27 protein-coding genes are annotated in these 26,423 nt (G+C 64.3%); 8 read left to right on the top strand and 19 right to left on the bottom strand.

Annotation, left to right across the window (positions count from 1 at the left end; translation table 11 throughout):
• Positions 1 to 42 precede the first annotated feature (42 nt).
• The 7 genes from AC1DYU_RS15365 to AC1DYU_RS15335 all read right to left on the bottom strand — a co-directional run bounded on the left by AC1DYU_RS15365 (position 43) and on the right by AC1DYU_RS15335 (position 6,247).
• The gene (locus tag AC1DYU_RS15365) at positions 43 to 864 is read right to left on the bottom strand and encodes an SDR family NAD(P)-dependent oxidoreductase (protein WP_476792380.1); all 822 of its coding nucleotides are present in this window, start codon (positions 862 to 864) and stop codon (positions 43 to 45) included.
• Positions 861 to 1,499, bottom strand: a complete 639-nt coding sequence (locus tag AC1DYU_RS15360; RefSeq protein WP_476792379.1) for an ATP-binding cassette domain-containing protein — start codon at positions 1,497 to 1,499, stop codon at positions 861 to 863. The genes AC1DYU_RS15365 and AC1DYU_RS15360 overlap by 4 nt, the downstream gene beginning before the upstream one ends.
• A gap of 2 nt (positions 1,500 to 1,501) precedes the next feature.
• Positions 1,502 to 2,197: a branched-chain amino acid ABC transporter ATP-binding protein gene (locus AC1DYU_RS15355; RefSeq protein ID WP_158486984.1), complete on the bottom strand. Its 696-nt coding sequence runs from the start codon at positions 2,195 to 2,197 to the stop codon at positions 1,502 to 1,504.
• Positions 2,190 to 2,939, bottom strand: coding sequence for an ABC transporter ATP-binding protein (locus AC1DYU_RS15350; protein ID WP_158486985.1), 750 nt, complete (start codon positions 2,937 to 2,939; stop codon positions 2,190 to 2,192). Before AC1DYU_RS15350 ends, AC1DYU_RS15355 begins: the two co-directional genes overlap by 8 nt.
• On the bottom strand, positions 2,939 to 3,961 hold the full coding sequence (locus tag AC1DYU_RS15345; RefSeq protein WP_476792378.1) for a branched-chain amino acid ABC transporter permease: 1,023 nt from the start codon (positions 3,959 to 3,961) through the stop codon (positions 2,939 to 2,941). Before AC1DYU_RS15345 ends, AC1DYU_RS15350 begins: the two co-directional genes overlap by 1 nt.
• A 3-nt stretch (positions 3,962 to 3,964) precedes the next feature.
• The gene (locus AC1DYU_RS15340; RefSeq protein ID WP_476792377.1) at positions 3,965 to 4,885 is read right to left on the bottom strand and encodes a branched-chain amino acid ABC transporter permease; all 921 of its coding nucleotides are present in this window, start codon (positions 4,883 to 4,885) and stop codon (positions 3,965 to 3,967) included.
• A gap of 72 nt (positions 4,886 to 4,957) precedes the next feature.
• On the bottom strand, positions 4,958 to 6,247 hold the full coding sequence (locus AC1DYU_RS15335) for an ABC transporter substrate-binding protein (protein ID WP_476792376.1): 1,290 nt from the start codon (positions 6,245 to 6,247) through the stop codon (positions 4,958 to 4,960).
• A gap of 156 nt (positions 6,248 to 6,403) precedes the next feature.
• On the opposite strand from AC1DYU_RS15335, the gene AC1DYU_RS15330 reads away from it, so the two are divergent.
• Positions 6,404 to 7,261 (top strand): MurR/RpiR family transcriptional regulator, encoded by an 858-nt coding sequence (locus AC1DYU_RS15330; RefSeq protein WP_476792375.1) that lies wholly within the window; start codon positions 6,404 to 6,406, stop codon positions 7,259 to 7,261.
• Between the two features lie 41 nt (positions 7,262 to 7,302).
• Here AC1DYU_RS15330 and AC1DYU_RS15325 read toward each other — a convergent pair whose 3' ends face one another.
• On the bottom strand, positions 7,303 to 7,827 hold the full coding sequence (locus tag AC1DYU_RS15325) for a cupin domain-containing protein (RefSeq protein ID WP_476792374.1): 525 nt from the start codon (positions 7,825 to 7,827) through the stop codon (positions 7,303 to 7,305).
• A 206-nt stretch (positions 7,828 to 8,033) separates the two neighbouring features.
• Here AC1DYU_RS15325 and AC1DYU_RS15320 point away from each other — a divergent pair, with 206 nt between their 5' ends.
• Positions 8,034 to 8,372: a hypothetical protein gene (locus AC1DYU_RS15320; protein ID WP_476792373.1), complete on the top strand. Its 339-nt coding sequence runs from the start codon at positions 8,034 to 8,036 to the stop codon at positions 8,370 to 8,372.
• 57 nt (positions 8,373 to 8,429) lie between these two features.
• On the opposite strand, the gene AC1DYU_RS15315 is transcribed toward AC1DYU_RS15320, so the two are convergent.
• Genes AC1DYU_RS15315 through AC1DYU_RS15290 form a run of 6 tightly spaced genes read right to left on the bottom strand, consistent with a single transcriptional unit; the run spans position 8,430 to position 14,372 of the window.
• Positions 8,430 to 9,494, bottom strand: coding sequence for a LacI family DNA-binding transcriptional regulator (locus tag AC1DYU_RS15315; RefSeq protein WP_476792372.1), 1,065 nt, complete (start codon positions 9,492 to 9,494; stop codon positions 8,430 to 8,432).
• Positions 9,494 to 10,135 (bottom strand): ThuA domain-containing protein, encoded by a 642-nt coding sequence (locus AC1DYU_RS15310; protein WP_476792371.1) that lies wholly within the window; start codon positions 10,133 to 10,135, stop codon positions 9,494 to 9,496. The genes AC1DYU_RS15315 and AC1DYU_RS15310 overlap by 1 nt, the downstream gene beginning before the upstream one ends.
• Positions 10,136 to 10,152: 17 nt before the next feature.
• Complete coding sequence (locus AC1DYU_RS15305) at positions 10,153 to 11,250, bottom strand: Gfo/Idh/MocA family protein (RefSeq protein ID WP_476792370.1); 1,098 nt, start codon at positions 11,248 to 11,250, stop codon at positions 10,153 to 10,155.
• A gap of 48 nt (positions 11,251 to 11,298) precedes the next feature.
• On the bottom strand, positions 11,299 to 12,150 hold the full coding sequence (locus AC1DYU_RS15300) for a carbohydrate ABC transporter permease (RefSeq protein WP_476792369.1): 852 nt from the start codon (positions 12,148 to 12,150) through the stop codon (positions 11,299 to 11,301).
• Complete coding sequence (locus AC1DYU_RS15295; protein WP_158486995.1) at positions 12,143 to 13,075, bottom strand: carbohydrate ABC transporter permease; 933 nt, start codon at positions 13,073 to 13,075, stop codon at positions 12,143 to 12,145. The genes AC1DYU_RS15300 and AC1DYU_RS15295 overlap by 8 nt, the downstream gene beginning before the upstream one ends.
• Before the next feature lie 37 nt (positions 13,076 to 13,112).
• Positions 13,113 to 14,372: an extracellular solute-binding protein gene (locus AC1DYU_RS15290; RefSeq protein WP_476792368.1), complete on the bottom strand. Its 1,260-nt coding sequence runs from the start codon at positions 14,370 to 14,372 to the stop codon at positions 13,113 to 13,115.
• Positions 14,373 to 14,548: 176 nt separating this feature from the next.
• Here AC1DYU_RS15290 and AC1DYU_RS15285 point away from each other — a divergent pair, with 176 nt between their 5' ends.
• A complete protein-coding gene (locus AC1DYU_RS15285; RefSeq protein WP_476792367.1) occupies positions 14,549 to 15,307 on the top strand; it encodes an SDR family NAD(P)-dependent oxidoreductase in 759 nt (252 codons plus the stop codon).
• Between the two features lie 105 nt (positions 15,308 to 15,412).
• Here the strand turns inward: AC1DYU_RS15285 and AC1DYU_RS15280 are convergent, their stop codons facing one another.
• Positions 15,413 to 17,401 carry a hybrid sensor histidine kinase/response regulator gene (locus AC1DYU_RS15280; protein ID WP_476792366.1) on the bottom strand — a complete coding sequence of 663 codons (1,989 nt, stop codon included), beginning with the start codon at positions 17,399 to 17,401 and terminating at the stop codon, positions 15,413 to 15,415.
• Positions 17,391 to 17,804 carry a response regulator transcription factor gene (locus AC1DYU_RS15275; RefSeq protein ID WP_476792365.1) on the bottom strand — a complete coding sequence of 138 codons (414 nt, stop codon included), beginning with the start codon at positions 17,802 to 17,804 and terminating at the stop codon, positions 17,391 to 17,393. Before AC1DYU_RS15275 ends, AC1DYU_RS15280 begins: the two co-directional genes overlap by 11 nt.
• 271 nt (positions 17,805 to 18,075) lie before the next feature.
• Between AC1DYU_RS15275 and AC1DYU_RS15270 the strand changes: the two genes are divergently transcribed.
• From AC1DYU_RS15270 to AC1DYU_RS15260, 3 genes are all read left to right on the top strand, one after another.
• Positions 18,076 to 18,783: a Crp/Fnr family transcriptional regulator gene (locus tag AC1DYU_RS15270; protein ID WP_476792364.1), complete on the top strand. Its 708-nt coding sequence runs from the start codon at positions 18,076 to 18,078 to the stop codon at positions 18,781 to 18,783.
• 185 nt (positions 18,784 to 18,968) lie between these two features.
• The gene (locus AC1DYU_RS15265; protein ID WP_476792363.1) at positions 18,969 to 19,670 is read left to right on the top strand and encodes a glutathione S-transferase; all 702 of its coding nucleotides are present in this window, start codon (positions 18,969 to 18,971) and stop codon (positions 19,668 to 19,670) included.
• A 130-nt stretch (positions 19,671 to 19,800) separates the two neighbouring features.
• Positions 19,801 to 20,151: an ethanolamine utilization protein gene (locus tag AC1DYU_RS15260; protein WP_476792362.1), complete on the top strand. Its 351-nt coding sequence runs from the start codon at positions 19,801 to 19,803 to the stop codon at positions 20,149 to 20,151.
• Positions 20,152 to 20,345: 194 nt separating this feature from the next.
• On the opposite strand, the gene AC1DYU_RS15255 is transcribed toward AC1DYU_RS15260, so the two are convergent.
• The 3 genes from AC1DYU_RS15255 to AC1DYU_RS15245 all read right to left on the bottom strand — a co-directional run bounded on the left by AC1DYU_RS15255 (position 20,346) and on the right by AC1DYU_RS15245 (position 23,681).
• Positions 20,346 to 20,858, bottom strand: coding sequence for a tripartite tricarboxylate transporter TctB family protein (locus tag AC1DYU_RS15255; protein WP_158487002.1), 513 nt, complete (start codon positions 20,856 to 20,858; stop codon positions 20,346 to 20,348).
• Positions 20,859 to 20,979: 121 nt separating this feature from the next.
• Positions 20,980 to 21,999 carry a Bug family tripartite tricarboxylate transporter substrate binding protein gene (locus AC1DYU_RS15250; protein WP_476792361.1) on the bottom strand — a complete coding sequence of 340 codons (1,020 nt, stop codon included), beginning with the start codon at positions 21,997 to 21,999 and terminating at the stop codon, positions 20,980 to 20,982.
• Positions 22,000 to 22,166: 167 nt separating this feature from the next.
• Entirely contained in the window at positions 22,167 to 23,681 is a 1,515-nt protein-coding gene (locus AC1DYU_RS15245) for a tripartite tricarboxylate transporter permease (protein WP_158487004.1), read from the bottom strand.
• A gap of 263 nt (positions 23,682 to 23,944) precedes the next feature.
• Here AC1DYU_RS15245 and AC1DYU_RS15240 point away from each other — a divergent pair, with 263 nt between their 5' ends.
• Together AC1DYU_RS15240 and oxc are read left to right on the top strand one after the other, a co-directional pair.
• Positions 23,945 to 24,631: a GntR family transcriptional regulator gene (locus AC1DYU_RS15240; protein ID WP_476792360.1), complete on the top strand. Its 687-nt coding sequence runs from the start codon at positions 23,945 to 23,947 to the stop codon at positions 24,629 to 24,631.
• Between the two features lie 60 nt (positions 24,632 to 24,691).
• Positions 24,692 to 26,422 carry an oxalyl-CoA decarboxylase gene (gene oxc, locus AC1DYU_RS15235; protein ID WP_476792359.1) on the top strand — a complete coding sequence of 577 codons (1,731 nt, stop codon included), beginning with the start codon at positions 24,692 to 24,694 and terminating at the stop codon, positions 26,420 to 26,422.
• The last annotated feature ends 1 nt before the right edge of the window (position 26,423 follow it).

Below are 26,423 nucleotides of genomic sequence, written 5' to 3'. Positions count from 1 at the left end.
GGGTACGGGATATGTCTGGGAGAGGGAGATGCCCGGCGGCCGTCATTGGCTCGCGGTGACGCCGCCGTCGACGTAGACGATCTGGCCGGTCATGTAGCTGCCGGCCGGGGCGGCGAAGGTGATGATCTGGCCGACGACCTCGACGGGGTCGCCGATCCGGCCGAGCGGGTTGCGGTCGAGGATGAAGTCGCGAAAGCCGTCGCGCTCAAGGTGGGGGCGGATGCGCTCGGACTGGATGAAGGTCGGCGCGACGCCGTTGACGGTGATGTTGTGCCCGGCGAGTTCCATCGCATGCTGCTTGACCAGCATGACGAGGCCACCCTTGGTGGCGCAGTAGGCCGAATAGCCGCGATTGCGCAGCGCCAGCTGCGAGCGCACCGAGAGCAGATGGATCTGGCGGCCGCCCGTGCCCTGCGCGATCTGGTGGCGCGCCACCGCCTGGGCCAGGAACATCGCCGATTTCAGATTGGTCTCGTAGACCTCGTCGAAGGTCTCTTCGGTGACGTCGAGCAACGACTGCTCCCGCTGGACGCCGACGCAGTTGACCAGCACGTCGATGCCGCCCATGGCCTCGGCGGCGCGGTCGGCGACCTCCGCAATCGCGGCTGGCCGGCGCGCATCGAGTTCGAAGCCGTAGGTGTCGACGCCGACGCAAGCCAGCTTTTGCGCAAGCGCGGCCGCTTTTGCGCCATTGGGGCCGGCGATGGCGCAATGGGCCCCGCGCCGCGTCAGCGCCATCGCGATCGCCTCGCCGAGCGCGCCGTAGCCGCCGGGCAGGAAGATGCGCAGGCCCTTGATGTCGAACAGCCGGTCCATCGCGTCGAGGTCGATCTGCGGCGTCAGGTTCGTAGCGAGCTGGTTCACGCGGCATCCTCCACGGCGGCACGCTCCGTCAGGAGATTGCCGAGATAGGCGCGCGCCGGCTCGAAGCCGAGCAAGCCGGCATAGTCCGGCAGCAGCGTGACGACGCCCTTGTTGACGAAGATGAAGCGCTCGCAGATCTCCTCGAGGATCTCGAGATGGAAGCGCTCGTTGGGGTGGACGCAGAGGAAGACCAGCCGGCCCTCCGAACGCAGGCGCCGGAAGAAATCCAGCATGAAACCGATATAGCCGTCCTGCGTGTTGAACTGCGGCTCGTCGAAAAGATGAACCAGCGGGTATTGGCTGCCGGCGCGCTCCATCAGGGCATTGGGGCGCAGCGACCGGAAATGCCGGACCTGGTAGGACTGGTGGTAGTGGATGGCGAGGCGGTCGCGCTCGTCGGTGCGGACGCGGTGGATGTCGCGACCGGCGACTTCCACAGTGCCATTGGCGGGGCTGTTCGAGCCGGTGATCAGCTCGAACAGGGTCGTCTTGCCCGAGCCGTTGGGGCCCATCATGCCCACGATCGCCGGCTGCTCAATGCGGAAATCCGCGTCGAGGCGGAAGGTCGGCGTGCGGTCGAACCGGCCGCGCGTGTAGATCTTCGAGAGGTTGCTGACGTCAAGCATCGCGCTCATGGTCACAGTCCGATCAGGCGCTGGCGCCGGGATCTGTCATCGAGCAGGTCGCGGGCGACCCCCTCATGGACGATGCGGCCGCGGTCCATGACATAGGCGCGGTCCGAGACCTCGAGCGCGGCGAGCGCGTTCTGCTCGACGATCAGCACGGAGATGCCTTCGGCCTTGAGCCGGCGCACCGTCGCGAGCACATCCTGGACGATCTTGGGCGCGAGGCCCTGGCTGGGCTCGTCGAGCAGGACCAGTCCGGGCGACCCCAGCAGCGCGCGCGAGATCGCGACCATCTGCATTTCGCCGCCCGAAAGGTTCTCGCATTCGCGCGGCATCAGATGTTCGAGTGCCGAGAAGATCGAGAACATCTCGCCAACCTGCCAGGACCGGAAACGGGTCCTGCGCGTGCCGATCTGCAGGTTGCGCGCGACGGTCAGCGTCGGGAAGATGCGGCGGTCGTCGGGCACCCAGCCGATGCCCATCGCCGAGATGCGATGGGTCGGATGCCTGGTGATGTCCTGCCCGTCGAAGCGGATCTGGCCGCGACGCGGCGGCGTCAGGCCCAGGATCGAGCGGATCGTCGTGGTCTTGCCGGCGCCGTTGGCCCCTAGCAGCGAGACCACTTCGCCCTCGCCGACGCGCAACGAGGTGCCAAACAGCGCCTGCGTCTCGCCATAGAAGGTTTCGATGTCGCGGACCTCAAGCATGGGTCGCCTCCGCCAGTGTCGAGCGGCGCACCCATTTGTTGTCGGCAAGCTGCGCCGGCGGCCCCTCTGCGATGACCTGGCCCCAGTGGATCACCGAGATCCTGTCGGCGAGCTCGAACAGGAAGCGCATGTCGTGCTCGATCATCACGATCGTGTAGCGATCGCGCAGCCGCTTCACGAGCTGGGCGAGGCGGCGCGTCGCCTCGATCCCGAGCCCCGATGTCGGCTCGTCCAGAAAGAGGATGCGGGGCTCGGCCGCGAGCGCCACCGCGATCTCCAGTGCGCGGCGGTCGCCATAGCTGAGCGAGGCCGCCGCGTCCCAGGCGCGTCCCGCGAGCCCGACCTGATCGAGCACGGCAAGCGCCTGGTCGATCAGCACGCGATCCGAGAACACAGCCGCCATCGCGTGCAGGCGGCGCGCCCGGAAGGCGGGCAGCGCCAGCATGACGTTCTCGATGACGACCGTGTCGTCGAACAGGTTCATCAACTGGAACGAGCGCGACACACCCATCCGGGCGATGCGCTGCGGCGGCAGGCCAGAGATCCGCTGGCCGTCGAACGTAACCTCGCCACGATCGGGCTTGTGCTGACCGGTAAGGACATGAAAGCAGGTCGACTTGCCGGCGCCGTTGGGACCCATGATGCCGCTGACCTGTCCTGCCTCGAAGGACAGCGAGATGTTCTCCAGCACGACGCGCGAGCCGAAGCGCTTATGGATGTTGCGGGCTTCGAAGAGAGCCATCACGCGGCCTCCGTCGCGGGGGCGGGCGCCGGCTGCAGGCGCGGTCTGCGTCGCGACAGCCCGTGCAGCATGCCGGCGAGCCCCTCGGGCCGCAGGATCACCATCGCCATGAAGATCAGGCCGTACCAGAGCAGCCAGGTCTCGGTCAGGCCGCCCAGCACGTCGCGGGCGACGAAGTAGAACACCACGCCCAGCACCGGCCCCCAGAAGCTGACAAGGCCGCCGCCGACGAGCACCATCATCACGACGAGCCCGGATTGGTGCAGGCTCATCACGTCCGGGTAGGCGCTCTGCTGGGCCATGGCGAGCAGGCTGCCGGCGAGGCCCGCCAGCATCGCCGAGAGCGTAAAGACGGCCCATTTGAAGCGCCAGACCTCGTACCCGACGAAGCGCGCGCGGGTCTCGTTCTGACGGATGGCCTGCAGCACGCGGCCGAAGGGCGAATTCGCCAGCCGCCAGCCGAGCACGACCACGATCATCAGCAGCGTTGCGGTGAAATAGAACAGCGCCCGGTTGTCGGTCAGCGCGACCTGCCATGAGCCGAGCGTCAGGGGCGGCCGCGGAATCCCGAGCAGGCCGTCCTCGCCGCCGGTAACGCGATGCAGCTTCATGGCGAGGAACCAGAAGATCTGGCCGAAGCCGATCGTCAGCAGCGCATAGTAGATGCCGCGGCGATGCGACAGGAACGCCCCGACCAGCGCGCCGGCGACGCCCGCCGCCAGCACGGCCGCCAGCAGGCCGCCCCACAGGCCGACGGCGACATTGTGCTGGAACAGTCCGAAGGCATAGGCGCCGATGCCGAGATAGGCGCCATGGCCGAAGGAGTGCAGTCCGGTATAGCCAAAGAGCAGGTTGAACCCGAGCGCGAAGATGATCCAGATCGCGATCTCGATGCCGAGATACTGATAGAGCCCAACGGCAGGCAGCAGCCAAGGCGTGGCCAGGAGCACAGTGGCGAGGACGATCATCGGCAGCGTGATCCAGGCCGCCGGGCGGGTGGGGATGTCCGAGAGCGAGATCATGCGTCAGTTCTCCAGCGCGCTCTTGCGACCGAGCAGGCCACGGCTGCGAAACCCGAGGACGGCGATGAGGAGCAGGTACATCGACATCGTCGCCCAGGCGGCCGCATAGGCGCCGGTGATCCCCATGGCGAGGCCGACCAGCAGGGCCGCGATGACGGCACCCCAGAAGCTGCCGACGCCGCCGATGACGATGATCAGGAAGGCCGGGATGACGATGTCGACGCCGACATGCGGACGCAGGCCCCAGATCGGCACCATCACCACGCCGGCCAGCCCCGCCAGCGCCGAGCCGAACCCGAAGACGAGCAGCCGGAGCCTGGCGAGGTCGTAGCCGAGCGCCCGGACCATCTCGCTGTCATGCGCGCCCGCCTTGATCACGGCGCCGGCCAAGGTCCGCTCCAGGAAGAGCCAGACGGCGGCGATGGCCAGAATGCTGAAGCCGGCGGCGAAGAAGCGGTAGGTCGAGAAGATCATGCCGTTCAGCAGGACGGCGCTGTTGATCGCCTGCGGTAGCGCCAGGTTCTGCTCGCCGGTGCCCCAGATCAGCCGAATCAGCTCCTCGACGACGAGAGCGGCGCCGAAGGTCAGCAGCAGGCCGTAGAGCGGCGGCTTGCCATAGGTTGGGCGCAGGCAGAGTTCGAGGAGCATGCCGGCGAGCCCAGCAAGCGCCGGTCCGATCGCCAGCGCCAGCACGTAACGCAACCCGAGCGGCAGGCTCAGCCACCAGGCGCCAAACGGCGTGCCGGAAAACCAGCCGCCGGCGATCACCGTCAGCGCGAAATAAGCCCCCAGCGCGAAGAGCGAGCCATGAGCGAGATTGATCACCTCCATCACGCCGACGATCAGGGTGAAGCCGAGCGCGATCAGCGCGAAAAGCAGGCCCAGCGTCAGGCCGTTGATGAGGTGAGGCAGGAGATCGATCATGCGTCGTGCGTCCCGATGCAGCGATAGCGTGGTCCGCGGCCGCCGGTTGACGGCCGCGGATGGCGGGACCGGTCAGGCGTCGAAGGTCGGCGTCTTGTCGTAGGGCTCGAGCTTGCAGAGCTTGGCGGAATCGGTGTCGCGCACATCTTCCGGCCTGGCGTGGCTCAGGACCTCGAAGAGATCGTCCTTCTCTTTCGGCGCACGGTTGGCGGTGGCGAGATAGATGGTCTGCTGGACCTGATGCGTCTCGGCGTCGATCGTCGCGTCGAAATGCTGCATCCGGTCCTTTGCCGGCATCTTGTGGCCTTCCAGCGCCTTGATGACGGCGATGTTGCTGGTCGTGCCCGCGCGTTCCACGGCAGACAGAAGCTCACGCACCGACATGTAGCCGTTGTAGAAGACGTTGCCGGGCACACGCATGGCGGTTTCGGGGAACATCGCCTGATAGCGCTTGACGAAATCGGCGACGCCGGGAAGGTCGAGCCGATAATACCAGGTGGTGCCGAACACACCGAAGAGGTTGTCGATCGGCAGGCCGTAGACATCGGGCCAGTCCTGCTGGCTGTTGATCCAGGCCGGCTTGTCGCCCATGCCGAGCTGCGCGACCTGCTGGCGCATCGCCTTCTGGTCGTCCCCGCCGATCGCCGCCGACACCACCACCGGCTTGCGCTGCTGCACCTTGAGCAGCGCCGAGGTGAAGTCGCGCGTGCCCTGCGGGATCAGGATCTCTTCCATGACCTTGCCGCCATACTCGGCGAGCAGGGCCTTGGTCGCCTTCGCGGTATCATGACCCCAGACATAGTCGTTGGTCAGGAGCATCCAGTCGGAGCCGAAGCGCTCGATCGCGCTTTTGACCGCGGCCTTGGCGAAGTTGGTGCCGTTGCCGTCGAAGACAAATTTGACGCGGTGGCAGTTCTGGCCGGCCTCGGTCGGCGAGGAGGAGTTCGTGTTGATGTAGATCACGCCGTATTTCTGGGCGACCTGGCTGATCGCATTGGCGACGCCGGAATGGACCGCCCCCACGAGGAAGCCGCATTGCTCGCGGCTGATCATCCGTTCGGCGACGCGGCTGCCGGTGGCGGCCGTTGTTTCGGTGTCGATATGGACGAACTCGACCTTCCGGCCGAGCACGCCGCCGCGTTCATTGGCCTCGGCGATCGCCATCATCATGCCGCGCTTGTCGCTGGCGCCGGAGTTCGCATACATGCCGCTGGCATCCGATGTGATGCCGATCCGCAGCGGCTTGGCCGCGCCTTGCGCCCAGACGCGATTGTGCTTCCAGGGACCCGCAAAGAGCGAGACCGCGGACGCGGCCCCGGCGCCGCCCAGCAGAACGCGCCGTGAAATCGTGATCTTCGACATCGTTTGTCCTCCCCGAAACGGACGGGCTCGTGCCCGTCTCTTGCCTGATCGAATGTCAGAACTAATTTTCAAAGAGCATGAATATTTTTTCGGTCGTGTCAACAGATTCGAGAATTTCGCGCTTGGCGTGGCCGACAGGGCGAGATAGAAGCGTGAATGAACGAAAATTCATTCAATCGACCGGCAGCAGTTGCCCCTTCGGGCGATATCGCGCAAGAGACCTTCGAAGCCCTGCGCCAGCGCCTTCGCAACCGCTTCGACCAGCTCAGCCCGCATCTGCAGCGCATCGCGCGGTCGGCGCTGGAAAAGCCCAACGACTTCGCGCTGAACACGGTGGTCGGCATCGCCGGAGACCTCGATGTCCAGCCCTCGACGCTGATCCGCTTCGCCAAGGAATTCGGCTATCGCGGCTTCTCCGAGATGCAGCGGGTCTTCCGCTTGCGCCTGATCGAGGGAGCCCCCCGCGCTCGCGAGGAGGTCTTCGCGCGTCAGCCCGCGCCGCGCGAGGCAAAGGATTACAGCGCCCTGCTGAATGGGTGCGTGGATGCGCTGATAGCCTCGCTGGAGGACCTCAGGCGCACCGTTTCGCCGGAAGCGCTCGACAAGGCGACGCAAATGCTGCGGCAGGCGGAGCATGTCTACATTGCGGGCTTGCGCCGGTCCCGGCCGATCGCGACCTATCTGGCCTATGGGCTGACGCGCTGCGAACGGCAGTGCAGCCTGCTGGATTTCGGCAGCGGCATGGCGGCCGAACAGATCGCCACGATGCGGCCGGGCGATCTTCTCGTGGCGATCGCGTTCACGCCCTACACCCAGTCCGTGGTCGACATCACGCTCGATTCCCATCTCAGCGGGAAGCGCATCCTCGTCCTGACGGATGTGCCCGAGAGCCCGTTGGCGCGCCACGCCGACCTGACCTTCCTCGTCGACAACTCGGCCACCAGCCAGTTCAGGCCGATCTCGGGGGCGATCGCGCTGGTCCAGACCCTGATCACCGGCCTTGGAACGGGGTGAGGCGGCGCCGTCCACGCCTGTGACCGGCCGCCTCACCCGCTTCAGGATTTGCCGACGACCGTGTCGGGCCACAAACGCAGGAGCGGCCCGTCCCGGCCGAGCACCGGATCGATCAGGGGGAATGACAGGAAAGCGATCTGCTGACGCATCGCCGGCGTCGGGGCCTCGCGGATGATATCGCCGGATTGTCCCGGCGGATACGCACCGATGACGAGGAAGTCCCGGGACTGCCTGATCCGGCGGTGACCCGTGCCCGCCGGTAGCAGGATGACATCCCCTGCCTTGACGTCGATCTGCCTGCCGCCATCGCCGCCAAGAACAAGCTCCGCTGTCCCGGCGGCTATGCCCAGGACCTCATGCCCCCGCGAATGGTAGTGATCGAAGTCGTAGATTCCGTCACGCCACTGTGGCGGCCAGCCATTGTCGCCGAAACGCTTCTCCAAGATCGACGCGAGATCGGCGTCCGATGCGAAGGCCGCCGAATAGATAAGGACTGGCAGGCGCGGGTTGTTCGGGACAAAGCCGCGCTCTTCAAGGTGAATGGCCGTCGTCGTCACGTCGCTCATGCCGATCTCCTGATGAGACCGGGAAACGCTCGTCTGCCAACGCTGTTCCGCATACGACGACGCGCTCGACAATCCGCTCCGGCAGCCCGTTTTCCCATCGGGGCCGCCGTGCCTGAACGACGCCCGGCCTTGACCTTTGGACATGGCTGACGATTGCCCTCGCGTTTGCTATCGCTGGCAGCATCGACCAAAGCACGACGGCTACATTGCCTTTGCCCGACGCGGCGCGCTGGGTACCCCTGGAGATAACCGAGATGGCCAGCCCGCTTCGACTGCCGAAATCGAAAGCCCATCACATCGATGGCGCGCAGTTCCAGTTCGGCCTGGACGAGGTCAATCTGAGCGCGGAACGCTTTGCCGACCTGTTCTGCAACGGCAGGGTGAAGCGTGTCCGCGAATGGCTGGCGGACGAACTCCCCGTGCCGCCCTGGGTGCCGGCGCTACTGGCCGCCATGGTTTCGCCGGAAGGCCGGACTCGCGCCATCGCCACGGCCGAACACCTGATCGCCGCCGGCGCGTCAAGCGGCGCAGCGCGGGAGAGCTAGGCCCACGCCGACACCGATATCTTTGCAACCGGCCAGATTTGAGCCCGGCGATCGGTCTCAGGGCAGATTGTCCCTGAGGAAGATGTCGATCCCGATGCGTTCCTGATCCGGCACCAGCTTTTCGCCGGAGCAATGCGCCAGGAGTATGCGCGCCGCCGAACGCGCCTCGTGGCCCGGGTTCTGGCTGATGACGACATCGACGTCGCCATGCAGCAGGAAGCGCCGTGTGTGCGGCGTCAGTTCATGGGCGATCCAGACGATGTCCTGGTCGCGGCCGGCCTGCTGCAGCGCCGCCGCGATGCCGCGATTGCCGGCGCCAACATTGTAGAGGCCGACGAGATCCGGATGTCGCTGCAGCAGGGCTGCGGTTGCGGCCAGCGTCTGCTCGTTGTCGTCGCGGCCTTCGACCGCGGGCAGCACGACGAGATCGGGAAACTCGCGCGTCAGGACCTGGTTGAAGCCGTAAAGACGCTCGGCATGGTCGCGCAGCGACAGCGAGCCCGCGACCACGCCGACGACGCCCGGGCGGCCGCGCAGGAAGCGGCCCATGAGGTTGGCCGCCGTGCGCCCGGCGGCCGGGTTGTCGATGCCGACATAATGCAGGCGCCGCGCGCTCGGCACGTCGGAGACGAGCGTGACGACGGGAATGCCGCGATCGGCGAGATCGTCGATGGCGGCGCGCACGCGCGGATGATCGAGCGCGATGGTGGCGACGCCGTGATAGCCGGGCAGGAGGTTTTCCAGCACGCGCGCCAGGGCCTCGGCATCGAAGACATCGACATATTCGACGTCGATGAAGGCGCGTTGGGCGGCGAGCCAATCGGCGGTGCGCGAGACCTGCTCGCCCAGCAGGCTCATGAAGCTGTTGGCGCCGCTGGGCAGGACGAAGAGGAAGCGGAAGCTCTGGTTGCGGGCGAGGCGGGCGGCGGCGGGGTCCGGCCTGTAGCCGAGCTTCGAGACGGCAGCCTCGACCCGCGCGATCGTCTTGTCGCGCACGCCGTCGCGCCGGTTGACGACCCGGTCGGCCGTCGCGAGCGACACACCCGCAGTGCGCGCGACATCCTCGAGCGTCGCCCGGCCAACGAGTCCTGCGCCGATCAGCCCTGCCTCGCCAGCCCCCATCAGCGCGCCGCCCAGAGCATCCCGCGCGTCAGCATCGTGCGGATCTCCGGCACGTCCAGCTCATAGGCGCGGTGGCCGAGCGAGCAGTAGAACACCCGGCCCTCGCCATAGCGCTTCTTCCAGACGACCGGCATCTCGACGCCGTCGATCCAGGACGCGTGATCGCCATTGAACCGCGTCGTCGCCAGGACCTCGTTGGCCGGATCGACATGCATGTAATACTGCTCCGATCGATGCTCGAAACCGCTGATCCCGGCCATGATCGGGTCGTCCGGCCTCGTGATATCGACCTTGTAGTCGATGATGTTGCCGGGATGGGCAACCCACTGACCGCCGCACATGAACTGGTAGTCCACAGAATCGCGGAACGCATCGGCCATGCCACCATGGTGGCCGGCGAGCCCGACACCGCCCCGCACGGCCTCGCAGAGCGCCAGCGCCTCGGGCTTCTCGATCTTCGACATGGTGTAGATCGGCACGATCAGGGAGAGCTCGCGGATGCTCGGATCGAGGAAGACCTCGGTCGAGGTCTCGACCCGGACCTCGAAGCCCTCCGCCTTGAGCCAGCCGCGCATCATCGAGGCGCAGAGGTCCGGGTCGTGACCCGCCCAGCCGCCCCACACTATCATCGCCTTGCGCATTCTCGTGATCCCCTGGTTCAATCGATCTGGCCGGTGGCGCGACCGGCGGGCATCGCAGCCGGGCGGTCGACACGGCTTTCGATTTTGACCCGCCGGCCCTCATTGGACGATGTCTGGAACGCCTCCATCACCTCCAGCACATGGAAGGCGAGCTCGCCGCTGGTGCGATGCGGCCGGTTGCCCAGGATCGCCGCGGCCATGTCCGCCACGCCGATCGAGCGGAACTCGCCATCGGCGTGGCCATGCGACAGCGCGATCGTCTCCCACGGCCCGCGCGGTCTGGCGATCTTGACCTCACCGCCGAACTTGTTGGGATCGGGCACCAGCAGGCTTGCCTTGTCGCCATGGATCTCGATGGGCGAATGGCTGTGCTGGGGCACATCGAAGCTCATGGTGATCGAGACCACCGCGCCGCTCTCGAACTCCAGCGTGCCCGCGACATGGGTGTCGACCTCGACGGGGATCAGGGCGCCGTTCATCGGCTGGCTGGTGACGAGCCGCTCGGAGCGCGGCCGTGCCGTCGATCCCATGACGCCGACTACGGGCCCAAGCAGTTGCACGAGGTCGGTGATGTAATAGGGGCCCATGTCGAGCATCGGTCCGCCGCCACGCAGATAGTAGAAGCCCGGCGCCGGATGCCAGCTCTCATGGCCGGGACAGCCGAAGAAGGCGCTGCCTGCCACCGGCCTGCCGATCGCGCCGTCGTCGATCAGCTTGCGCGCCGTCTGGTGGCCGCCGCCGAGGAAGGTGTCCGGGGCGCAACCGACACGCAGGCCCTTCTGGGCCGCCAGATCCATGACCTTGCGGGCCTCGACCGTGTTGATGCCGAGCGGCTTCTCGGAATGGACATGCTTGCCGGCATTGAGCACCGCGAGGCTGACGTCGGTATGGGCGAGCGGCACCGTGAGATTGACCACGATCTCGACATCGTCGCGCTTCAGCAGCTGGTCGACGCGCAAGCCCGGCACGCCGAATTCGGCGCCGCGCTTCTCGGCTGCGGCACTGCGCATATCGGCGACAGCCTTGAGCTCGACCATCGGGAAGTGCTTGAGCGCCTCCAGATATTTCGTGCTGATGTTGCCGCAGCCAATGATGCCTATCCCCACTTTGCGCATGCTCGTCTCCACAGATGTTGTCCGATGTCGGTTCGTTGAAGCGCGAGCTCAGCCCTTGACCGCGCCAGCGGTAAGGCCTGCGACGATGTGCTTCTGCGCGAGGATGAAGAGCAGCACCGTCGGCAGCAAAGTGAGCGTGATGAACGCCAGAATCAGGTGCCATTCCGACGAGAACTCGCCCTGATAGATCATGATGCCGAGCGGCCAGGGATAGAGCCGTTCCGAGTTCAGCATCACCAGCGGCAGCAGATAGCTGTTCCAGCTATGGACGAAGGTGATGGTGCCGACGGTGGCGAGGATCGGCCGCGACAGCGGCAGGGTGACATGGCGGAAGAAAGCGAAATAGCTGCAGCCATCGACCAGCGCCGCCTCGAGCAGCTCATGCGGCAGGTCCTTGAAGAAGCGCCGCAGCAGCAGGATGCTCATGGCGAGGCCGAAGGCGACCTGCGGCAGGATCACGCCGAAATAACTGTCCAGCAGGCCGAGATCGCGGACCTTTATGAACAGCGGCAGGATCGCGGTCGCAGCCGGGAACAACAGCCCCATGGTGAGGTAGCTCAGCAGCATCGAGGAGCCGAAAAAGCGGATATGGGCGAAGGCGAAGGCCGCCATCGAGGCCACGATCAGCGTCAGCAACACGGTGAAGCTCGCGATCACCAGCGAGTTCCACAGCATCTGCCAGTAGCGGCCGGAGAACAGGATGCCGGTGTAGTTCTCCCACTCCCAGGTTTGCGGCAGGCCGAACGGGTTGGTGCGCAATTCGCCCAGCGTCTTGAAGCCGCCGAGCAGGGTCGCGAGCAGCGGCACGGCGACGAACAGTGCCACGATCCCGAGAAACAGGATCTTGTAGACCAGGACCGGGTCGAGCGGCCGGCGGGCGGGGATGGCGGCTTCACTCATCGCGCATGAACCAGCGCTTGTAGGTAATCGCGAAGGTCACGCAGATCAGGAACAGGATGACGCCGATGGCGCTGCCATAGCCGACGCGCATGCGCGAGACGCCGTTGTTGTAAAGGAAGCTGACCATCGTATTGGAGGAATCGGCCGGTCCGCCGCGGGTCAGCGGCATGACCAAGTCGAAGAGCTGCAGCGAGCCGACGACCGCAAAGAACACCGACAGGCGGATCGTCGGATAGAGCAGCGGGATCACGACATGGCGCAGCACCTGCCAGCGCGAGGCACCGTCGATGCGCGCAGCCTCAACCAGATTGCGGTCCATGCCCTGCAAGGCGGCGATGAACAGCATCATGTGGAAGCCGAAATACTTCCAGACGACGACGATCAGGATCGCCAGCATCGAGGTCTGCGGGCTGGCGAGCAGATGCGGCGCCTCGGCTCCGAACATCCGGTAGACCGATGCGAGAAGCCCGTAATTGCCGTCATAGATGAAGCTGAAGATCAGGCCGGTCGCGACTTCGGCCAGCACATAGGGCAGGAAAAACAGCATCCGCAGCGCGACCGAGCCGCGAAACTTGTCGGCGAGCAGCAGCGCCAGCGTCAGCGCCAGAGGCAGCTGGACCACCAGCGACACCGCGATGATCAGCAGGTTGTTGCGGAAGGCGATGCCAAAACCGCGGGTGTCGAAGACGAAGCGGTAATTGTCGAAGCCGATCCAGCGGGTCGGGCTGCCAAAGCCGTTCCAGTTGAAGCCGGAATACCAAGCCGCCTCGCCAATCGGCAGCACGACGAAGAGCGTGAAGAGCAGCAGGGCCGGCGGCAGGAACAGCAGAAGAGCGCCGAGCTGTCCGTCGGTCGTCGCTCTGCGGCGCGCACCAGGAGCCGCAGGCCTGCCGCGGATAACGGCGGCCGCGCTGTGCTGAGACATCGGTATCGCTCTCAAGGTTGACGCAGGAGGGTCGGGCTCAGTTGCCCTGCTTGAACGCGTCCTGGATCGCCTTGGCGGCCTGCTTGGGCGTCATCGAGCCGCCGGCGATCTCGGCCGTCGCGTCATTGACCACCCGCCCGACCGAGGGCCCCAGATCCTGGTCGTAGAAATTCTGGTGGTACTGTGACGCAGCGATGTTCCTGGCGACGTTCTGCATGAAGGCAGCGCTCAGGGCCGCTTCCGCGCCCTTAAAGGTCGGGATGATGAAATTCTGCTTGGCGAGGTCGCGCTGGACCTCGTCAGAGATGAAGAACTTGACGAATTCGACCGCTTCCTTCGGCGCGCCCTTGGTGATGATCCAGCCATTGACGCCGCCCAGCGTGTCCGAGGGCTTGCCCTTGCCGCCCGCGGGCATCGGGAAGTCGATCCAGCCCAGCTTGTCCTCGGCGATGCCCTTCTTGTCAGCTGCGAGCGCACGCTGCGTGGCGGAGTGATGCGAGATCGCGAGGTTCATCGCGGCTTTGCCGTCGCCGAAATAGCCGAGGGCCTGCTGGTTCTTGAAGCCGAGGAAGCCGGTCTGGAAGGGTTCGAGATCGACCAGCTGCTTCATCAGCTCGCCGGCTTTCAGGAAGGTCTCGCCCTCGAAGCCGCCGTTCTGGCCCTTGAGCGCCGCCTCGAAGGCGGGCTTGCCGCCGAGCCGGACGGCGAGATGGGTCCAGTAGAAATGCAGCGGCCACTTGTCCTGACCGCCGACGGCGATCGGCGTGATGCCGGCCGCCTTGAGCGTCTTCACCGCAGCCAGGAGGTCGTCCCAGCTCTTGATCGCGCTGGCATCGATAGCGGCCTTCGTGAAGAGGTCCTTGTTGTACATGAACCCGACCTGCGAGACGTTGTAGGGCAGGCCGTAGAGCTTGCCGTTGATGGTGAAGGCTTCGACGGCCCCCGCCGAGAGCTTGTTCTTGTAGTCGCCGACGCCGGTCGTGATGTCCTCCAGCACGCCGGCTTCGATCTGCGCCTTGAGCACGCCGCCGGCCCAGGAATAGAGGATGTGCGGCCGGTCCCGAGACTGCAGCACGGTCGGGAGCTTGGCCTTGTAGGCCTCGTTCTCGAGGAACTGCATCTCGACCTTGACGCCGGCATTCCTGGCCTCGAAACGCCGAACGACCTCTTCCCAGATCTTCACCTGGGCCGGGTTCTGCTCGAGGTGGAGCCAGCGGACGGTGGTCTGTGCGGAGGCTGTTCCGAGGGTCAGCGTCAGTCCTGCGGCGGCGAGCGCCAGCTTCGTCAGAAATCGCATTATATCCTCCCTGCTCCCGTCTTTGCGGGTTGCCCGCAGCGTAACTCAAATTCTGAGGTGCGCAACTCAAAAACTGCGCTATATGATCGCTTGCCGAACGGAAAGCACCGGCTGCGTCCAGCCGGTGCTTTCCGTTCGGCAGTCCGCGCTGATGCAAATCCCTGTTGGAGTTCACGATGGCCGCCGTCTACCCAGACCTCAAAGGCAAGGTCGTTCTCGTCACCGGTGGCGCCTCGGGGATCGGTGCCGCGATCGCGCGGCGTTTTGCCGGGCAAGGTTCGACGGTGATCCTGTTCGACATCCTGCACGAGGCCGGCGAAACGCTGGCGCAGGAGCTTCGCTCCGGCGGCACCGCAGCTCATTTCCAGCAGGTCGACCTCACCGACATCCCTGCCCTGCGGGCGGGTATCGCAGTCGCGCGCAAGCTGCATGGCCCGATCGAGGTTCTGATCAACAATGCCGCCCATGACGAGCGGCATGCGACCGCGGATGTGACGCCTGAATACTGGGACGACCGCATCGCGGTGAATTTGAAGCACCAGTTCTTCGCCGCCCAGGCGGTGCTGCCGGAGATGCAAGCCGCCCATCGTGGCGTCATCATCAATTTCGGCTCGACCTCATGGATGGCGGGCCAGGGTGGCATGGCCGCCTATACCGCCAGCAAATCGGGCGTGATCGGCCTGACGCGCTCGCTGGCGCGTGACTACGGCCCCCATAATATCCGCGTGAACGCGATCGCGCCCGGCTGGATCATGACGGAGCGCCAGATCGAGAAATGGCTGACGCCCGAGAGCGAAGCCGAATTGATGCGCAGACAATGCCTGAAGCGCAGGCTGGAGCCGGACGAACTGGCGAAGTTCACGGTCTTCCTCGCCTCCGACGAGGCCTCGGCCTGCACCGCGCAGCACTATGTCGTCGACGGCGGATGGGTTTAGCGCGTTCCCTCTTCCCATGGCAGGGCCATGAGGCGCAGGCACAACGGCCTCATGAGCCAGGCGCTGTAGCGGCGACGCAATAGGCAACTCGCGCGTCATTCCGATCTACGCGCCTTGCTCGACGACCAGCGTTTCGGTGGACGGACCGCTCTGATCGGATACGCCGAGGACGTCTTTCAGCCGCCGGGCAAGATCGGCTTTCCGATAGGGCTTGGTCAGCACGAGGGCGCCTTCACGCAGCCGGCCATGCTTGACCAGCGTTTCCAAAGCGTATCCGGAGGTTAGCAGCACGCGCAATCCCGGCCGCAACTGGCAGGCGAGATCGGCGAGTTGCCAGCCATTCATGCCGCCGGGCATCACGATGTCGGTGAACAGGATATCGATCCGGGTTTCCGCCCTGAGCTTTTGCAGCGCATCATTGCCATCGACGGCGGAGATGACCGAATAGCCCAGGCTCTCGACACTCTTGATCGAGTAGGATCGAACGAAGGGGTCGTCTTCGACGACAAGAACCCTCTCGCTGCCCCGCGGCAGCGAGCCCTGATCGGCCGGCGGCTGCTCCGGAGATACCGGAGGCTTCGAACCGGCCTGGGGCAGATAAATCCGAACCGTCGTGCCCAGGCCCGGCTCGCTATAGATCGAAACGTGACCGTTCGATTGCTTGACGAAACCATACACCATGCTCAGGCCCAGCCCGCTGCCCTTGCCGACCTCCTTTGTCGTGTAGAAGGGCTCGAACGCATGATCGATCACGTCCTTCGACATGCCTTCGCCCTCGTCGGTGATGGCGATCAGGACATATTCGCCGGGCAGCACTTCCGGGTGAAGGCTCTGATAGTGATTGTCGAGGGTTGCGTTGGCCGTCGAAATCGTCAGCCGCCCGCCCGCGGGCATGGCGTCCTGGGCGTTCACCGCAAGGTTCAGCACTGCGGATTCAAGCTGCGCAGCATCCGCGAAGATGGACGAGACAGCAGGATCGAAATGGGCCTTGAACTCGACATCCTGCCGCAAGGTTCGCTGCAGCAGTTTCTGCATCGATCCCAATAAGCCGTTGCAGTCGATGTCAGTCGGGCGGAGAATCTGCCGCCGGCCGAACGCCAACAGACGCTGGGTCAATTCGGCGCCGCGGTCGCCGGCGCGCCCGATATCTTCTGCGAGTTGCTGCAGGTCCTGTCGGGCCTTGAGCTTTTCACTGAGGAATTCGGCATTGCCGACGATCACGGTCAGGAGGTTGTTGAAATCATGGGCGATGCCGCCCGAGAGCTGCCCGACCACCTCCATCTTTTGGGCCTGAACCAACAGTTCCTCGGTTCGCTTGCGCCCGGTGAGATCGCGGATAATGCCGACGAAGATCGATTCGCCGTCCTGTCTGGCCTCTCCCACCGACAGGTCCATCGGAAATGTGGAACTGTCCTTGCGCTGGCCAATCACCTCGCGGCCGATCCCGATGATCTTGCGCTCGCCGGTCGCCAGGAAATTGTTGATGTATCCGTCGTGCTCGACACGATAGGAGGACGGCATCAGCATCTTGACGTTCTGCCGAACGACCTCGTCGACGCGATACTGGAACAGCTTTTCGCAGGCGGGGTTGAATTCCATGATGCAGCCGCGCGCATCGATCAGGATCACGCCGTCGACTGCCGTGTCGACGACGGCCTTGAGGCGGGCGCTGCTCTCGCGCAGGGCCCGCTCCGCCCTTTCGCGCTCAGTGAGATCGTGAATGATCCCGACAAAGATCGAGCCGTCGTTCTGCTTTGCTTCTCCTACCGAGAGATTCATGGGAAACGTCGTACCGTCCTTGCGGCGCCCCATGACCTCCCGGCCGATTCCGATGATCTTCTGCTCTCCAGTCCGATTGAAATTGTCGATATACTTGTCGTGATCCCGACTATAGGAGTCTGGCATCAGCATCTTAACGTTCCGTCCTATCACCTCCTCGGCCGGAAACTGAAACAGTCTTTCGCAAGCGGAATTGAACATCAGCACGTTGCCAAGCGCGTCTATCAGGATAACGCCATCGACTGCGGTTTCCACGACGGCGTTCAGCCATCTTGCTTCCGGACTCCTGGCGTTGGATTCCGGCTTAATGGGCAATGGCTGTCATCTTCAGGCTGTGGGATTTCTCCAGACAAACGTCGATCTCAGCCAACAACATCTTGGGCGTGAAAGGCTTGCGCAAGCAGCGCGTGGCACCGAGTTCGAGCGCCATACTCAAGAAATCCGGGGCTGCAGCGCGATGTTCGGCGAAGACGTAGCCGGAGATAGCTAGCAGGGGCACGGCCGGCGCGCGTTGGCGGAACAGCCTGACCGATTCGAACCCGCGCATGCGTGGCATGAAGATATCGACGATCATGAGATCGAACGCCGTTTCGTCTAGTGCCTGAAGCCCGGTTTCTGCGCCATAGGCAACGGAAACGGAAAAGTTGCTTGCTTCAAGCCAGGCGCGGATCGCAAAGCAAATCAACTGGTCGTCGTCAACCACGAGAATGTGCGTCACAACTGACTTCTCCCCCCCGGAGTGTCGGCGCAAAGCCCCAAGCAAAGTCGATTCGCGCCCGCTTATTCGTCAAATCTCCATTTTGCCTAGAATTTGGATCGAATTTCCTCTGCGTCCACCCGCCAGCGTGTTTAGCATGAAAGCAAAATGGCGAATTGATTGCTATCGAGCGACCAAGGGTTCATGCTGTTCGTAACGTCGATGCCGAAGCTAGGGGGTGTCGACGTCAGAAGACCAAGTGAGTTCCTGCCTGACTTCAGCCGGAGCGGTCATGGAAGGCCCGCCGCGCTCGCCCAATGCTTTGCTCGCGGCGCTGCCGGCTGACGAATTCGAGGCTCTCCGCCCGCATCTTCAAAAGGTTCCGCTTGTTCAGGGCACGGTCATCGTGGGCGCCGGCGAACGATTGTCCAATGTCTTCTTCCCTCATGACGGGGCAATCTCGCTCGTCGTCAGCCTGGCCGGCGGCGGCATGGTCGAGATCGCTATGATAGGCCGCGACAGTATCTTTGGCGCGGCGGCAGCGCTTGGTGACACTATCTCGTTGAATCACGCGATTGTTCAACTTCCAGGTCTGGCAACGATTCTGGATGTCAGAGTTTTTCGAGCCATCGCGTCGCGTAGCATCAGTTTTTGTAACACCCTGTTTCGGCATGAGCAGGCGATTTTTGCGCAGGCCCAGCAGTCCGTGGCATGCAATGCGATACATTCGGTCGAGGGACGCCTCGCACGCTGCCTGCTCCGGATGGTCGATCTGGCGGGCAGGAAGAAATTCGAGCTTACGCAGGAGTCATTGGCACAGATGATCGGCGTGCAGCGCAACAGCATCTCAACCGCGGCCCATGCGCTGCAAGAGGCGGGGATCGTCAGGTATAGCCGGGGCAACATCGAGATCATCAGGCACGACGCGCTGAGGAGCGCCTCCTGCGAATGCTACGAAGCGGTCAAGACGCAGTCCAGAAGGCTCTCCTGCCAAGCTTGAGACCGGGCAAGAATCGGTCCATCGCCGCCCTGCGAAAGATCGGATTGGGCCGCTTCGCACCAAGTGGGCTCGGCTCGTCGTGGGAGTCATACCCTTGATCGCGATCGGGTGATTTGAACGCAGCCCGAACCGACGACGCCCCTGCTGCGTTTCCTATTCAATCGCGACAGGCAGGAGGCCGGCCAATGCCCGATTATACGCTCTATTACTGGTCGGTCCCATTCCGGGGCCAGTTCGTGCGGGCGGTCCTGGCCTGGGCCGGCAAGGACTGGCGCGAGGCCGGCGACGGCGAGATCGAAAAGCTCATGACGGCCCCGGTCGAGACCATGCCGGTGCCGTTCATGGGGCCGCCGCTCCTGATCGACCACGCCAATGACTTCGCGATCGCGGAGATGCCGGCGATCGTTCTCTATCTCGGCGAGACGCTCGACCTCATGCCGGCGACGGCACCGTTGCGCGCGCTGACCATGAAGGTCGTCAACGATGCCAATGACGTCATCGACGAGATCACGCTGCAGGGCGGGCAGTCGATGTGGACCGACGCCAAATGGCGCGAGTTCCTGCCTCGTCTCAAGAGGTGGATGTCGTTCTGGGAGGAGACCGGGCGCCGGCATGGCCTGACCAGCGAGGCCGGCTTCCTGCTGGGAGGCGAGGCGCCGGGGATCGCCGATGTCGTGACCGCGACCCTGTGGACGACGATGGCGGATCGCTTCTCCGAGACCGCAGCGATCTTCTCCGAGACCGCGCCTGCGACCAGCGCGCTCGTTCGCCGTATCTCCGATCTGCCGGCCCTGGCCGGATTGGCCGAGAAGGCCCGAAAAGATTACGGCGATGCCTATTGCGGCGGTCAGATCGAAGCCGCCCTGCGCAAGGTCGCCGGCGGATAGGCGCGCCGCTGCTAAGCCCGGCGCCCGGATTGCATCGAGACCATCGTGGGAACTTTTAGCCCGGCAAAGCCGTACTCGGTCCTGGTTCTGCGACACCGCGATGTCTCCCCACCTCTTGTGGAGCGTGATGATGAAACTGCAAAAATTCTCGATTGCCGACGCGTCGCTGGAACGCTCGCCCGGCCAGCCAGCCGATGTGTTCGTCGGCAATCTTGTCGACGAGCAGCAGGGCGGGCCGATCACGATCGGCTATGGACGCTACGCACCCGGGCAGAGCCTTACTGAAACGATGTCGGTCGACGACGTCATGATCGTTCTGGAGGGGCGGCTTTCGGTCTCGACGGATGCCGGCACGGTCACTGCGGGCCCCGGCGAAATCGTCTATATGCCCAAAGGTGAAGCGGTGATGATCCGCTCGCACGAGGAAGGCGCGCTGACCGCCTATGTCACCTATCCGCATTGGCGCTCGGCGCAGGCCTGAGCGACGCTGTCGGCCTCATCGACCGCGCTTCGGGAAAAACCCGCGCTGCGATATGGGAGACCGACGTGCCCAGCGGATGTCGAGGCAAATGCAAACGCCGCAGCCTTGCTCGGCCGCGGCGCTTGGTTCTCTCCGGCCCGGCGCATCAGGCAGCGGGCACCATCATGACCTATACCTGCGCCCTGAACCGGCGGTCAGTAGCCGAGCGCGGCTTCCAGCGGGCCCTTCGGCAGCGGCACCAGGAACCAGACCTCGAACATCAGGAAGTTGACGATCGCGATGCCGAGCGAGACCACGACGGCCTTCCACAGCGGGAACTTGCCGAAGAACAGCATGAAGGCGCCGATATAGATCGTGGCCGAAACATAGATCCCGATGAAATGCGTCGCCAGCACGAAGACGACGGCGGGAACGAAGATCGCCGCCATTCGCCCGAGGCCCACGGAACTCACCGCCGCCTCCGCACCCTCTTCGGTGTGAGGCAGCGCCCTAGCCAGGTTGACGAGGCTCGCGATCCCCATCGCCAGGACGATGTAGAATGGAAACAGGCCCGGTTGCGGCCCTTCGTTAGCCTTCCAGGCGATGCCGATGCGAAGGCTGTCGACCATGACAATCGCGCAAACGACCAGGAAGAAGATCGCCACCGCGATATCGAGCGTGCGATAACTGGCGAGGGGCCGGCCTTCGGCTTCTTCGTTGGTGCTCATTGGAATGCTCCTCGCCGGATCTGTGCGTTTCATCGCGCCGGCGCTGCAAAAAGGGGGTCATATGGATCGCGAGGGGCCTAAGCCCGCTCGCGATCCGGGTTCGATCAGTTTCGCGGCGCGCTCACTGCGTCGCGAGGAAGCCAGCCTCCTTCATCAGGTCTGCATGCTGCGCCTGGGCGCTCTCGACCCACTTCTCATAGTCGGCGCCGGTCATGAAGGTCTGGTTGAAGGCACCCTTCTCCATGAATTCCTTCCAATCAGGCGTCGCCATCACCTTCTTGAGCACATCAACATAGTAGTCGACCTGCGCAGGCGTCGCATTCTTGGTGGTGAAGATGCCGCGCAGCATCTGGTATTCGACCGGCAGTCCCGATTCCTTGCAGGTGGGAATATCGCCCCATGCTTCCTTGTCGGTGACCTTCGCCGTGTAGGTCGAGCGCTTGGCGTCGAAGATGCAGAGCGCTCGCAATTGTCCGGCGCGCCATTGCGCCACCGCCTCGATCGGGTTGTTGACGGTCGAATCGACATGGTTTCCGACGAGCTGCACCGCGACCTGTCCACCGCCGGAATACGGCACGTAGGTGAACTTCTTGCCGCCGGTCTGCCGTTCGACCGCCGCCGTGACGATCTGGTCTTCCTGCTTGGAGCCCGTACCGCCCATCTTGAACTGGCGGTCGGTGCCGGCCTTCACCGCCTCGATATATTCCTTGGCCGTCTTGTAAGGCTTCTCGTTGTTCACCCAGAGGACGAACTGGTCGAGCGCCAGCATGGCGACCGGCTTCATGTCCTTCCAGTTGAACGGCGAGCCGGTGCCGAGCGGCGTCGTGAACAGGTTCGACAGGGTGATGATGATCTTGTGCGGATCGTTGGCGCTAGACTTCATCTCCAGAAAGCCTTCGGCGCCGGCGCCGCCGGCCTTGTTGATGACGATCAGCGGCTGCTTCATCAGGTTGTGCTTCTGGACGACACCCTGGATGAAGCGCGCCATCTGGTCGGCTCCGCCGCCTGTTCCCGCCGGGATGACCAGGGTCACCGGCTTCGCCGGCTCCCAGCCTTGCGCGAGAGACGGCGAGGCCAGGCAGGCACTTGCCGCCAGAACCGCCGCGATACCCTGGACCTTGGATATTCCCCTCCGGACCATCATGCTTCTCCTTGTTGGCGGCTTGCTGCCGCGGTTGGTCGTCATGAAGTCAAATTTTTGGATTTTTGGCCTCGCGGAGGGACGTCTTCCTGCGAGGATGTGTTGGACGGCACCGCCGTCATCGATGGCCGCACGTTGCGCGCGGCCATGTTAGCTGCCACCACCGGTCAGGCCGGGCGAGCGACCACGCCGTTTCCCGCGAACTTGGCCCGCAGGGCTGTGAGCGCCGGCCAGAAGGCCATCACGAGGCCGAGCGTCATGATGCCGCCGCACAGCCAGTTTGACCAGAACACGCTGATATCGCCCTGGGAGACGAGCATCGCCTGCCGGAAGGAGCTCTCTGCCTGATCACCCAGCACCAGCGCCAGAACCAGCGGCGGCAGCGGGTAACGCAGCTTGTTGAACAGATAACCCATCACGCCGAAGATCAGCATCATCCAGACGTCGAACATCGCGTTGTTCACGGTGTAGGCGCCGATCGCGCAGATAACGACGATCGCCGGGGCGATGATCGAGAACGGCACGCGCAGGATTGCGGCGAAGAACGGCACGCAGGTCAGCACCATGATCAGGCCGACGACGTTCCCGAGATACATCGAGGCGATCAGGCCCCAGACAAAGTCCGGCTGCTCGACGAAGAGCAGCGGGCCCGGCTGCAGGCCCCAGATCAGCAGGCCGCCGAGCAACACGGCCGCCGTCGGCGAGCCCGGGATGCCGAGCGTCAGCATCGGCAGAAGCGCGGACGTGCCCGCCGCATGGGCCGCCGTCTCCGGCGCGACCACGCCTTCGAGCTCGCCCTTGCCGAAATTCTTGCCCTGTTTGGAGAGGCGCTTGGCGATGCCATAGCCCATGAAGGAGGCAGGCGTCGCGCCGCCGGGCGTGATGCCCATCCAGCAGCCGACAATGCAGCTGCGCACGAAGGTCAGCCACATCCTGGGAAGCTGCTTCCAGGTGCGGATGACCGCATCCATGCGCAGCTTGGCGGTGGGACCATTGAACTTGAGTCCGTCTTCCATCGAGGACAGGATTTCGCCGATGCCGAACAGGCCGATGACGGCGACGAGGAACTTGAAACCGTTCAGCAGCTCATCCTGGCCGAATGTCATCCTCAGCGTGCCCGTCATACCGTCGAGACCGACGGAGGCTAGCGCGAAGCCGAGGCACATCGAGGCGAGCGTCTTGAAGGCCGTGCCGCGCCCCATGCCCAAGAAGCTGGCGAAGGTCAGGAACTGCACCGCGAAGAATTCGGCCGGGCCGAATTTCAGGGCGAATTTAGCGACCATCGGCGCAAGGAACGTGATCATTATCACCGCGAAGATCGCGCCGACGAAGGACGAGGTGAAGGCACCGACGAGCGCTTCGTCGGCCTTGCCGTTCTGCGCCATCGGATGTCCGTCGAACGTCGTCGCGACCGACCAGGGTTCGCCGGGAATGTTGAACAGGATCGAGGTGATGGCGCCGCCGAACAGCGCGCCCCAATAGATACTCGTGAGAAGAATGATCGCCGCGGTCGGCGCCATGGTGAAGGTCAGCGGCAGCAGAATGGCGACGCCGTTCGCACCGCCCAATCCGGGCAACACGCCGATAATGACGCCAAGCGTGATGCCGATCACCATCAGCATGATGTGATAGGCGCTGAGGGCGACAGCAAAGCCGCCTATGAGGGCATTCAGTTCATCCATGGCGCATTTCCCCAAAAAACGGCGTGTTCTGGGACCGCGCGATGCCCTGCGCAGAACCGACCTACCTTGTTGGAAGTAGCCTAAGATGAAATTCCGTGGCATGCAATATGCCATTTCTAGGTGCGCTGCAGCAATATTGTTGCCTGAAAATGGCCGTTGCGCGCTTCTCTTCTTTCATTATATGGTATGCCAGAAACCACCGCTTTCCAGCGCATGATGCGCCTCGAGACGGCTGGTCGTGACGGCACGGAACACGATCCGCAATGGTCAGAGCTCGCCTAGACATCCAGCCGATCGAAGAGGTCCAGAGCCTCAAGAGCCGCGCATATGATGCGTTGAAAGCCGCGATCGGCGCGATGAAGATCTATGATGACGGCGCCAAGCTGCGGCTCGACGAACGCGCTCTTTCGCTCCAGTTCGGCGTCAGCCGCACGCCCTTGCGCGAGGCCCTCGCCCAGCTCGAGCAGGAAGGCCTGGTCAGGATCGCGCCGCGCCGCGGCATCTATATCGTGCGCAAGACCAAGGCCGAGGTCCTGGAGATGATCACCGTCTGGGCCGCGCTCGAGAGCATGGCCGCGCGACTGGTGACCCAGGTCGCGTCCGACGCCGAGATCGCGAACCTGCACCGACTCGTCGATACGTTCGACAGCGCCGATCTCGACTCGAATATGGGCGAGTATTCGGACGCCAATATCCGGTTCCATGCGGCGATCATTGCCCTGTCGGGCTGCAAGCTCATCGCCGAGATCACCAACGGCCTGTTCACGCATGTGCGCGCCATCCGCGAGCGCACCATCTCCGAGCAGGACCGGGCCCGTCGCTCGATCATCGATCACAAGGAGATCGTCGAGGCCATGGAAGTCCGCAACGGCGAGCGCGCCGAGCGGCTTGTGCGCGAGCACACCCTGAAGCTCAGGGCGCATGTCGAAAAATACGTCCAGCTCGACTGAGCCAGACCGCAAACACCAAGAAACAACCGGCTTCAAAAAAGATTTTCAGGAGGAATGGGAATGTCCGCGATACTACACAGCATCAGCGAGAATGCAGACGAGCAGGAGCTGACGGACGGCTTCCACCTGGTCATCGACGCGCTCAAGCTCAATGGCGTCGAGACGATCTATGGCGTGCCGGGCATTCCGATCACGGATTTCGGCCGCATGGCGCAGGCTGCGGGCATCCGCGTCATCTCGTTCCGCCACGAGCAGAACGCCGGCAATGCGGCGGCGATCGCCGGCTACCTGACGAAGAAGCCTGGCATCTGCCTCACCGTTTCGGCACCCGGCTTTCTCAACGGCCTGACCGCGCTGGCCAATGCCACGACCAACTGCTTTCCGATGATCCTGATCTCGGGCTCGTCCGAGCGCGAGATCGTCGACCTGCAGCAGGGCGACTATGAGGAGATGGACCAGCTCGCCATCGCCAAGCCCCTGTGCAAGGCGGCCTTCCGGGTGCTGCACGCCGCCGATATCGGCATCGCGGTGGCCCGCGCCATCCGCGCCGCGGTCTCGGGCCGCCCCGGCGGCGTCTATCTCGATCTGCCGGCCAAGCTGTTCTCCCAGACGATGGATGCGAAGGCCGGCGAGAAGTCGCTGGTCAAGGTCATCGACGCGGCGCCTGCCCAGATTCCCGCCCCCTCCGCCGTCAAGCGCGCGCTCGACGTGCTGAAGAGCGCCAAGCGTCCCCTGATCATCTTCGGCAAAGGCGCGGCCTATGCACAGGCCGATGACGAGATTCGCGCGCTGGTCGAGAAAAGCGGGATTCCGTTCCTGCAGATGAGCATGGCCAAGGGCCTGCTGCCCGACACGCATCCGCAATCGGCGGGCGCGGCGCGCTCGACGGTGCTGAAGGATTCCGACGTCGTCATGCTGGTCGGCGCCCGCCTCAACTGGCTGCTCTCGCATGGCAAGGGCAAGACCTGGGGCGACGCACCGAAGAAGTTCATTCAGATCGACATCGAGCCCAAGGAGATGGACTCCAACGTTGAGATCGTCGCGCCGCTGGTCGGCGATATCGGCTCCTGCGTCTCGGCACTGCTCGAAGGCATCGACAGCAAATGGCCGGCCCCGCCAGCCGACTGGATCTCGACCGTCAACGCGAAGCGCGACGAGAACATCGCCAAGATGGCGCCGCGGCTTTTGAAGAACTCGTCGCCGATGGATTTCCATGGCGCGCTCGGCGCGCTGCGCACCGTCATCAAGGAGCGGCCCGACGCGATCCTCGTCAATGAAGGCGCCAACACCCTCGATCTCGCGCGCGGCATCATCGACATGTACCAACCGCGCAAGCGCCTCGATGTCGGTACCTGGGGCGTCATGGGTATCGGCATGGGCTTTGCCGTCGCCGCCGCCATCGAGACCGGCAAGCCCGTGCTCGCCGTCGAGGGCGACTCGGCCTTCGGCTTCTCCGGCATGGAGGTCGAGACGATCTGCCGGTACAATCTGCCGGTCTGCATCGTGATCTTCAACAACAACGGCATCTATCGCGGCACCGACGTCAATCCGCTCGGCGGCGATGTCGCGACCACCGTCTTCGTCGCGAATGCGCGCTACGACAAGATGATGGAGGCCTTCGGCGGCGTCGGCGTGAACGTGACCACGCCCGACGAGCTGAAGCGCGCCGTCGACAAGGCGATGGATTCCGGCATGCCGACGCTGATCAACGCCGTGATCGATCCCGCCGCCGGCACCGAGAGCGGCCGCATCGGCAACCTCAACCCGCAAAGCGTGGTCCGCAAGAAATAAG

The organism is Allobosea sp. P2_B12 (genome assembly GCF_056404835.1).
Note: the sequence above shows the minus strand (reverse complement) of the source record. Positions and strands in the feature narration are given on the sequence as shown.